This window comes from Segatella copri (assembly GCF_009494395.1).
GTDB lineage: Bacteria > Bacteroidota > Bacteroidia > Bacteroidales > Bacteroidaceae > Prevotella.
Window position 1 is genome coordinate 21,056 of record NZ_VZCB01000055.1, and the last position, 10,149, is coordinate 31,204.

A 10,149-nucleotide genomic window follows, 5' to 3' on the forward strand; every position below is an offset into this window, starting at 1 on the left:
ATGCTATTTAATTGAATATTATCAGTATTTATGTTTTATTTGCATATTTACCCATTCTTTCCCCTTATTCCGAAGCTCCTCTACCAGCATCTTCCTTCTTCAACTCGTAAGAGATACGATGCGTGGTGTAGAGTTCCAACAAAGCCGCGATAAGCAGGAATACCACCCATTTGTTATAGAAATACGTGATATAGGTCTCGTAGTTGGTAAACCAGTGGCGAGCGAAAGCATACACTGTATCAACCATCGAGATTCCCGAGAGTACAAAGAAGATGTCTGCGATATACTGCATTCGCTTCAAACGATGGATGACGAGCGAAGGTCCTTCGTATATCTGCATTGCCTGCACTACACTGAAAAGCACATTACCCACCAGGAACAGCCAGCAGGTATAGAGTACGATTTGCTTATTGATAAAACCAAATGCAAAGCTAGCAGCCCCTATAACCATCAGCACGCCACCCAGCAAAAATAAAGCACTCTGAAATTTACTTAATTGTTTCATTTATCTTTTTTCTTCTGTTTCTTATTTTGAATGTTCTCTACTACAGGAAAATCCTAGAAGAAAGTTCCCTTATATATATTAATGTGAAAATCACATTACTTGGCATTTCCGAAATCTTCCTCTTCTTCTGCAGGTTCATCAGGAATATCAGAACTGAGCACGAAGATATCCTCATCGTCAGTCTTCATAAAATACCGCTCACGGGCTATCTTGCCAAAGACTTTCGGTCCCTTGCGCATTTCCTTCAACATACGGGTATCTCTCTCCAGCTGAGCATTATATTTTTCGATTTCAGAACGCAAACCCGCAATCTGTATCTGATAACGGATATGCTGACGGATGCTATTGTCGTCGATAACGCCAACCACCAAAACGCCCACCACAATCACTATCAAATATTTGTAGTGAGCCAGATAATTCCATATAATTCCTAGACGTTTACTCATTTATTTCTTACTATATTATTCAAATTTATTCTCATGAAAATCCACATAATTGCGAATTTGTTTGCAAAGATAATATTTTTTTGTTATCTTTGCATCATCAATTAAGAAAAAATAATGGAAGAATATATAGTTTCTGCTAGAAAGTACCGTCCAATGACCTTTGACTCGGTAGTTGGACAGGCTGCTTTGACCACCACTTTGAAAAATGCAGTAAAGAGCGGCAAGTTGGCTCATGCCTATCTTTTCTGCGGTCCGAGAGGTGTGGGAAAGACTACTTGTGCCCGAATTTTTGCCAAGGCAATCAACTGCGAGCACCCTAACGAAGACGGTGAGGCATGCAACGAATGCGAGAGCTGTCGCGCGTTCAACGAACAGCGTTCCTTCAATATCTTTGAGTTGGATGCTGCCAGCAACAACGGTGTTGACCAAATCAAGACCTTGATGGAGCAAACCCGCATTCCGCCACAGGTAGGAAAATACAAAGTGTTTATCATCGACGAGGTACACATGCTGAGTGCCGCAGCTTTCAACGCCTTCCTCAAAACGCTGGAAGAGCCACCTTCGCATGTAATCTTTATCCTTGCCACTACCGAAAAGCACAAGATTCTGCCTACCATTCTCAGCCGATGTCAGATTTACGACTTCGAGCGCATGACCGTGCCTAACACCATCAACCATCTGAAGATGGTAGCAGAAAAGGAAGGCATCAAGTATGAGGAGCAGGCACTTGCCGTCATTGCAGAAAAGGCTGACGGAGGTATGCGAGACGCTCTCTCCATCTTCGACCAGGCTGCCAGCTTCTGCCAGGGCGACATCACCTACAAGAAGGTGATAGAAGACCTCAACGTTCTGGATAGTGACAACTATTTCCGAATCGTAGATCTTGCCTTGGAAAACAAGGTGAGCGAGATGATGCTGGTTCTTGACGGAATATTGGGCAAAGGCTTTGATGGTGGAAACATGATTCAAGGCTTGGCGCAGCACGTACGCAATGTGATGATGGCAAAGGATCCTCAGACATTGCCACTGCTGGAAACCAGTGAAGAGCAGAAAGCCAAATATCAGACACAGGCACAGAAAGCTCCTACTCCTTTTTTATATAAGGCTCTCAAGATCATGAACAACTGCGATGTACAATATCGCCAGAGTTCAAACAAGCGATTGCTGGTAGAGCTTACCCTTATCCAGGTAGGACAGATTACCCAGCCCGAAGATCAGGATGTGCCTAGTGCGGGGCGCACGCCCCACAGATTAAAATCCCTGTTTCAGAAAATTGTTGCCCAGCTTAAACCTGTTGCTCAGGGTGCAGGTGCGGGGCAAGATGGCAGCAGCAATACTCCTATTGCTGCCGCTAAGGTATCGCCTACCCCAAACTCTCAGACTTCTCAGAGCCAACAGTCGCAGGAACAGCCTGTCAAAGCAACGGCTACAAGTGTCAAAAATGTGAATTTCAAAGGTATAGGCATGACTTTCTCCAATCTTAAAAAGAACGAAGAGAGAGCGCATAGCACATTCAATCCGATAGACAAGCTGAAGGATGAACAACCGGCAGCCAACGAAGTCCAGGAGATGAACCATTCTTTCAACCAGGAGCAGGTAGAAGGCTTATGGATCAACATGTGTATGAGAATGCAGAATATCAAGGAACTTATCGGTCTTGCCAACCGCATGAAGGCAGTTACGCCGACAATTACCGAATTTCCGAATATAGAAGTAGTGGTAGACAACCAGCTCTTGCTGAATGACATTCTCGATATCAAGAACAGGATTCGCCCTACATTTGTACAGGGTTTACACAACGACAAGATCCAGATAGATTATCGTCTAGCCCAGTCCGATGAAATCAAAAAGATTCTTTCAAAGCGTGAAGTCTTCGACAACATCATGGATAGCAATCCTGCCTTCAAGAGAATGGTCAGTATCTTTAATCTGGCACTCACATAACAAGAAAACAAATATAAGAAAAAGAGGTTATGCCATCACCGACATAACCTCTTTCATTTTATGAACCTATAAACTATTGATTTTCAATATTTAATCTTAAATAATAATCGAAAAACGAGACACGCAAAGGGGACATTAAATCAGTGGCATTCCTGCCTCATCACATTCCTTACGCATTTCTTCTGGCCAGATACTAGCCTGAATCTCTCCGATATGAGCCTTATGAAGCATCACCATGCAGAGACGGCTCTGACCGATACCGCCACCGATGCTGAGAGGCAACTTATCACTTAACAGCTGCTGGTGGAAATAAAGCTTCTCTCTATCTTCCTTACCCTCAATCTTCAGCTGACGAAGCAGACTCTCCTTATCTACACGGATACCCATGGAACTGAGCTCGAAGCTGCGGCCCAAAACAGGATACCAGATCAGAATATCACCATTCAATCCTGCCTTCCCGTTTTCAGCAACAGTACTCCAGTCATCATAGTCAGGAGCTCTGCCATCATGCTTCTCGCCATTGCTCAACTCGCCGCCAATACCCTCAACAAATACAGCGCCGTATTTCTCACAGATAGCATCCTCGCGCTCCTTTGGAGTCATATCAGGATACATATCCAGCAAATCCTGTGCATGAATGAAATGAATCTCTCTTGGCAGGAATGGCTTGATTTCAGGATAATGCTCGCAAGTGAGATATTCCGTGCGGAGAATAGCTGCATAGATGCGGCGCACTATGTCTTCCAGGAAGGCGATAGTACGGTCTTTGCGGGTTATCACAGCTTCCCAGTCCCACTGGTCAACATAAAGCGAATGCAAATTATCGAGTTCTTCATCGGCACGAATTGCATTCATATCAGTATACACGCCATATCCAGGCTCTATATTATATTCGGCAAGGGTAAGTCTCTTCCACTTGGCAAGAGAGTGCACCACCTCAGCCTGAGCTTCCCCCAAGTCCTTGATAGGAAAACTTACAGGGCGCTCCACGCCGTTCAAATCGTCATTGATTCCAAGTCCCTTCAGTACAAAGAGCGGAGCAGTAACGCGGCGAAGGCGAAGCTCTGTACTCAGATTCTGCTGAAAGAATTCCTTTATCAGTTTGATACCCATTTCGGTCTGGCGCATATCCAACAGCGCCTTGTACCCTTCAGGTTTTATCAATTTGCTCATTTTCGTATGGTTTTTATTTTGTATTATCGTTTATTCTCTATTGTTGGGTGCAAAGGTACAAATAAATTATTAATCTGCAAGCATTTTTCCCTATTATTTTGCAAAGTGATAACTATTTTTATACTTTTAGTGACATTTTGCCGAATATTTTATTCCTTTTTCCCTATATACATTATAATATATAGTAAAAAATCAAGCAAATATTTGGTTATTCCAAATAAAATCCGTAATTTTGCAGCATCGGTCCCGTAGCTTAGTTGAATAGAGCGTCAGATTCCGGTTCTGAAGGTCATGGGTTTGAATCCCATCGGGATCACTTTCAATACTATTTTCAAGGCTCCATGGAACGCCCCTACTTCTAAAGAGCACCCCCTTGGAGAATTGACTACTTTTAATAATTAAGAACATGGATTTAGTAGAACGTTTCATAAACTACACAAAATTCGACACACAGTCGAGCGAAGATTCTCAAAGTGTGCCTAGTACTGCAAAACAATTGGAATTTGCCAAGTATCTCAAGAAAGAACTTGAGGACGAAGGTTTGACCGATGTCGAAATGGACGACATGGGCTATGTCTACGCCACCCTCAAGGGAAATACCAAGAAAAAGACCCCTACCATCGGATTTATTTCACACATGGATACCAGTCCTGACGCCAGCGGAAAGGACATCAAGGCCCGCGTCATCAAGAACTATGACGGCAAGGATATCGAACTGAGCCCTGGAATCATCAGCAGCGTCGAGAAATTCCCTGAGCTCAAGGCTCACAAGGGTGAGGACATCATCGTGACAGACGGTACTACCCTGCTCGGTGCAGACGACAAGGCAGGTATCGCTGAAATCGTACAGGCCATGTGCTACCTCCGCGACCATAAGGAAATCAAGCATGGCGACATCCGTGTGGGCTTCAATCCTGATGAGGAAATCGGTATGGGTGCCCATCACTTCGATGTAGAGAAGTTTGGTTGCGACTGGGCTTACACCGTTGACGGTGGCGACCTGGGCGACCTGGAATACGAGAACTTCAATGCCGCTGCTGCCAAGATTCATATCAAGGGAGTAAGCGTACATACAGGTTACGCCAAGGGCAAGATGGTGAATGCAAGCCGCCTGGCTGTAGAGTTCCAGAATATGATACCTGAGACCGAGACTCCTGAGCAGACAGAGGGTTACGAGGGATTCTATCACCTGCTCGGCATTGAGAGCCGTTGCGAGGAAGCCAAGCTCAGCTATATCATCCGCGACCACGACCGAGAAAAGTTTGAAGACCGCAAGGACTTCATCGAGAAGTGTGTGGAGAAGATGAACGAGAAATATGGCGAAGGAACGGTTACTGCCGAAATCTACGACCAGTATTACAACATGAAGGAGAAGATTGACCCTAACATGCATGTAATCGACATCGTACTCAAGGCGATGCAGGAGAGCGGCGTTCCTCCTCGTGTAGAGCCTATCCGTGGCGGTACCGATGGAGCACAGCTCAGTTTCAAGGGTCTTCCTTGCCCTAACATCTTTGCCGGTGGTGTCAACTTCCATGGTCCTCACGAGTTTGTGAGCATCCAGGTTATGCAGAAGGTGGTGGATACTATCGTGAAGATTGCAGAAATCACAGAAGAATACAACGACTAATACAAAAATGGGGAATTTAGGCACATCTAAATTCCCCATTTTCATAAATGAATACGAATATTTACTGAGAGATTATCATAAACTGAAAATTATGGCAGAAATTCCCTTTTTAGTAAAAGACCTCGCCCTCATCCTGATGGTAGCCGGCATCGTTACCCTCATCTTCAAGCGGCTCAAGCAACCGCTGGTGCTGGGATACATTGTGGCAGGCTTCCTCGTTTCTCCCCACATGCCCTACACTATGTCGGTAATGGACGAGACGGACATCAAGACCTGGGCTGACATCGGTGTCATCTTTACGCTCTTCTCACTGGGTCTCGACTTTTCTTTCAAGAAAATCGTGAAGATGGGAGCATCGCCTATCATTGCTACCGTGGTCATCGTCTTCTCCATGATGATGCTGGGCATCAGCGTGGGCCACAGTTTCGACTGGGGAAGGATGGACTGTATCTTCCTGGGCGGTATGCTTGCCATGAGTTCCACCACTATTATATATAAGGCGTTCGACGACATGCGGCTGCGCACCCAGAAGTTTGCCTCGATGGTGATGAGCGTACTGATTCTGGAAGACATCCTGGCCATCGTCATGATGGTGATGCTGTCAGCGATAGCGAGCGGCAGCAATCCCGATGGCGGTCAGATGTTTGCCTCCATCGTCAAGATAGGCTTCTTCCTTGGCGTCTGGTTCATCGTAGGCATCTTCGCCATCCCCTGGTTCCTCCGCTCGGTAAGAAAGCTCATCAATGGCGAAACCCTGCTTATCGTATCGCTGGGTTTATGCTGCGGCATGGCTGTACTGAGCACCAAGGTAGGTTTCAGCAGTGCCTTCGGAGCCTTCGTCATGGGTAGCATCCTGGCAGAAACCATTGAAGCTGAGAAGATTATCAAGCTGGTAGAACCGGTCAAGAACCTTTTCGGAGCCATCTTCTTCGTATCAGTAGGTATGCTGGTAGACCCTAAGATTCTGATAGAATACGCCCTGCCTATCCTTGCCCTGGTGGGTACGATACTGATAGGTCAGGCCACGCTGGGCACCTTCGGCTTCATGCTCGGAGGCGAATCTTTGAAATCGGCCATGCGCTGCGGTTTCTCGATGGCTCAGATTGGCGAGTTCTCATTCATCATCGCCTCGCTGGGCTTGTCGCTTGGCGTTATCAGCAACTTCCTCTATCCGGTAGTCGTAGCGGTGAGTGTCATCACCACCTTCCTGACGCCTTACATGATCCGTCTGGCGCTGCCTACCTATCAGGTGATGGAGAAGCATCTGCCCGACAAGCTCATCCATGTGTTGAACCATTTTGCGATGAGCCATCCGCAGACCCAGCAGCAGAGCAAGTGGAAATCGCTGATTAAGCAGATGACCATCAACACCGTAGCCTATTCGATACTCGCGGCAGCTACCATTGCCCTGATGTTCACCTTCGTATTGCCTCTGATGCGCAATCTGTTGCCAGGCTGGCATCTTCATTGGTACGCCAACGCCATCACCGGCTTGCTTACGGTGCTGCTGATAGCTCCATTCCTACGTGCCATCGTAATGAAGAAGAACCACAGTGCAGAGTGGAAACGCCTATGGGTAGAGAGCAGCATCAACCGTGTGCCTCTGCTGTTTACGGTATTTGTCCGCTTCGTCATAGCCCTGGCCTTCATCTTCTACATCATCAACTTCCTCTCCCGCTTCACCAATGCGCTGATGATCTGCATCGGAGGCATTGTGGTGATGCTGATGATCACCTCCCGCCGCATCAAGAAGCGCAGCATTGTGATGGAGCGCGTCTTCGTCCACAATCTCCGCTCACGAGATATTGCGGCTCAGGTGAATGGCGAAAAACGCCCACTCTACGAGGGCAGACTGCTGGATAGAGATATTCATATCAGTGAGTTCGAAGTACCGGAAGACAGTACGTGGACAGGCAAGTCACTCAGGGAGCTGCATCTTCGTGAACGTTTTGGTGTAGACATGAGTAGCGTTCACCGTGGTTCCCATCGCCTCAATATCCCAAATGGAGATATGGTTATTTTTCCTGGAGACAAGTTGCAGGTGATTGGAAATGACGACCAGCTTCAGAAGTTCAACACAGCTCTTCAGAGCGATCTGATGCCGGAAGATGCCGAGATAGAGAAGCGCGAGATGAAGCTGAGTCAGCTCATCATCTCATCTACCAGCGAATTTCTGGGCAAGACGCTCATCGAGAGTGGCATCCGCGACCATTACAACTGTATGGTCGTAGGATTGGAAGAAGGTCAGGAAAACCTCACCCGCATTTCACCATCCCGAAAATTCGAAAAGGGAGATATCATCTGGCTGGTAGGCGAACCTGACGATTTGAAAAGAATCAAAAACTAAATAAAAGATTAGGGCGTGCCATTCTATAAAGAACGACACGCCCTAATCTTATATAATATCAATTGAAATCACCATAAGCAATCTACTTCACGGTGATATGGAAGCAGCCCTGTTTTACCTCATATTTTACAAGGCACCGGTTGCGGTCTCTCATATCTCTCAGCACTTCACTGAGCACCCATTTCAGGGTGTCATTCTGCACCTGTCGGCGAGGCTGCTGACGAGTCTGAATCTGCTTATATCTGTTGTAGCAAACATCAAAGGTAGTACCGTAAAGATGGCAGGAATTCTCGGTAGCATTGCCATTGCGGGTACGAAGCTTCGCCACATCATCCTTGGTACGGAGAATACTCGTAACGATAATCTTATGCAAAGGAATGCCCTTGATTTGCAAAGAATCGAAATAAGCCCGACCGATATCCTGCAGCAGCACCGAAGCCCTAGGTACCAGATAAGGTATACTGTTATTCAGTTTATCCACATAAAAGAAAGGATTGCTGCCCACATACACCAGCTTACCCTTACTATGCTCAGCCTCCTCACGGTTCTGTACCGGATTCACGCCATACTTGTTGGCAGCCAGAATCTGCACATCCTGCTGGTCAGGGAAAGTATTGCCGAAATGAGGCACCGAAAAGATACGATGCTTCACCTCCTTGCCATTCTTATCGAAGAAAATAGAAGGCGTATTGGAAGAATCTGCCGCAGCATCCGTCTCCGAACCTGTTCCGGCAGCTTCCTGAGCCAAATCATCAGATGTCTCAGCTATCTCATTTGCAGCCTTATTCTCCTCTTCCTTGTCTTCTTCTGCCATCGCAAGCTGATCAACGGAATCCGTAGCCAGGCTATCCGCCACACTCAAATCAGCAACAGAAGTCCTTGGTTCAGCAACGCCCGGACTGATCAATCTCACCAAAGCCAGGACACACACAACAACGACAAAACCCAGCAAGAAACGGTTCTTGCCAGACATTGCCTGAACAACATTTACTATATGTAGGATAATATGTTTTAATTTCATTATCAAGAGTTATAATCAATTTTCTATAAAAAGTATGGCAAAAGTACATCATTAATTTCATAATACAAAACTTTTTAATGTCTTTTTAATAAGTTCTACTAGAAAAAAACGATATTCCCTACTTCCGAAGCTTTGTTCTTACCATCCAAACACTATCAATCCATCACCATCGCCAGGCATCATTTAAGCCTCGTGCCGGTCATCATTGATGACTCTTACCAGCCATCATATAAGGCACTTAGCTTACATAAGAGGAGGACTCGACAAGGAGAATTTTTCAGATGAGGGTTAACAGGTTAACAGTTAACAGCCCCAAAATGCATACTTTCCCCACTCATATACAAGAAATAAGTATATATATATTTATATTTAATAAGGTAAGGAAAGGGGGAGGATGCAAAAAACGACTGTTAACTGTTAACCTGTTAACTTCTTGGCCCTTTGTTAAAAAAACTAACTCGCTCTAAATTGGACTTTGATTGAAAATCAAGAAGTTGGGCGTTTGCCTATATTATATAGGTAACAATATGGAAACGAGCGGACTTCTGCTCGTTTCTGTATTTTGCAATATGCAAAGAACGCCTTAATTCGGGGACAAAGATACGATATTTTTCTAAATATCCAATGATTTACAAGAGGAATTTTATGAAAATTAGAACTTTTGCGTAAAATCTGATGCTTACCAACACAATATGCATCCAAAAACAAACAGCAGGTATTCGGATATAGTTTATCCGAATACCTGTTGCCATAACGTTTTATTGCTGACGATGATTCTCACATCGGCTTTCATATACTTTTGCAGTATAGGAGTATTTTGTCCCTGTGTGCTCACTGTGGCTATAGCCATAAAATAGTTGCCATCTTCCCTATGTATGAGCCTGGCTTTATGGCTTACAATGTTGCAGTTATAAGATGTATTGTCATTGCCCTCAAAAGAAACATGAGCAGTCCTTGGCTTATCGAAAAGATACAAATACTTATATGGCACAAACACTTGCACTGTTCTTTGATTGATGACCTCACCATTAGCATCTATGGATATAGGATAAGGTATCTTGTAGAAAGCAACTGCGAGGGCGA

Annotated in this window: 8 protein-coding genes and 1 tRNA gene; 4 read left to right on the forward strand and 5 right to left on the reverse strand. The window is 45.3% G+C overall.

From position 1 onward, the window contains the following. Positions 1-64: 64 nt before the first annotated feature. Both F7D73_RS06945 and F7D73_RS06950 read right to left on the reverse strand, forming a co-directional pair. Positions 65-505: a hypothetical protein gene (locus F7D73_RS06945; protein WP_153123386.1), complete on the reverse strand. Its 441-nt coding sequence runs from the start codon at positions 503-505 to the stop codon at positions 65-67. Positions 506-600: 95 nt separating this feature from the next. Continuing rightward, positions 601-951, reverse strand: a complete 351-nt coding sequence (locus F7D73_RS06950; RefSeq protein WP_153123389.1) for an FtsB family cell division protein — start codon at positions 949-951, stop codon at positions 601-603. Positions 952-1,065: 114 nt separating this feature from the next. Between F7D73_RS06950 and F7D73_RS06955 the strand changes: the two genes are divergently transcribed. Continuing rightward, positions 1,066-2,895, forward strand: coding sequence for a DNA polymerase III subunit gamma/tau (locus F7D73_RS06955; RefSeq protein ID WP_153123390.1), 1,830 nt, complete (start codon positions 1,066-1,068; stop codon positions 2,893-2,895). A gap of 135 nt (positions 2,896-3,030) precedes the next feature. Here F7D73_RS06955 and asnA read toward each other — a convergent pair whose 3' ends face one another. Continuing rightward, positions 3,031-4,068, reverse strand: a complete 1,038-nt coding sequence (gene asnA / locus F7D73_RS06960) for an aspartate--ammonia ligase (protein ID WP_153123392.1) — start codon at positions 4,066-4,068, stop codon at positions 3,031-3,033. Positions 4,069-4,310: 242 nt separating this feature from the next. On the opposite strand from asnA, the gene F7D73_RS06965 reads away from it, so the two are divergent. From F7D73_RS06965 to F7D73_RS06975, 3 genes are all read left to right on the forward strand, one after another. Beyond that, positions 4,311-4,384: transfer RNA gene (locus F7D73_RS06965), tRNA-Arg, on the forward strand. A 90-nt stretch (positions 4,385-4,474) separates the two neighbouring features. Beyond that, positions 4,475-5,698 carry a peptidase T gene (pepT, locus tag F7D73_RS06970; RefSeq protein ID WP_153123394.1) on the forward strand — a complete coding sequence of 408 codons (1,224 nt, stop codon included), beginning with the start codon at positions 4,475-4,477 and terminating at the stop codon, positions 5,696-5,698. A 91-nt stretch (positions 5,699-5,789) separates the two neighbouring features. Then, the gene (locus F7D73_RS06975) at positions 5,790-8,045 is read left to right on the forward strand and encodes a cation:proton antiporter (RefSeq protein ID WP_153123396.1); all 2,256 of its coding nucleotides are present in this window, start codon (positions 5,790-5,792) and stop codon (positions 8,043-8,045) included. Between the two features lie 82 nt (positions 8,046-8,127). Here the strand turns inward: F7D73_RS06975 and F7D73_RS06980 are convergent, their stop codons facing one another. Further along, a complete protein-coding gene (locus F7D73_RS06980) occupies positions 8,128-9,066 on the reverse strand; it encodes a DUF5715 family protein (protein ID WP_228117657.1) in 939 nt (312 codons plus the stop codon). Positions 9,067-9,796: 730 nt separating this feature from the next. Then, on the reverse strand, positions 9,797-10,149 hold a 353-nt coding region (locus tag F7D73_RS06985; RefSeq protein ID WP_228117658.1), incomplete at its 5' end, for a hypothetical protein.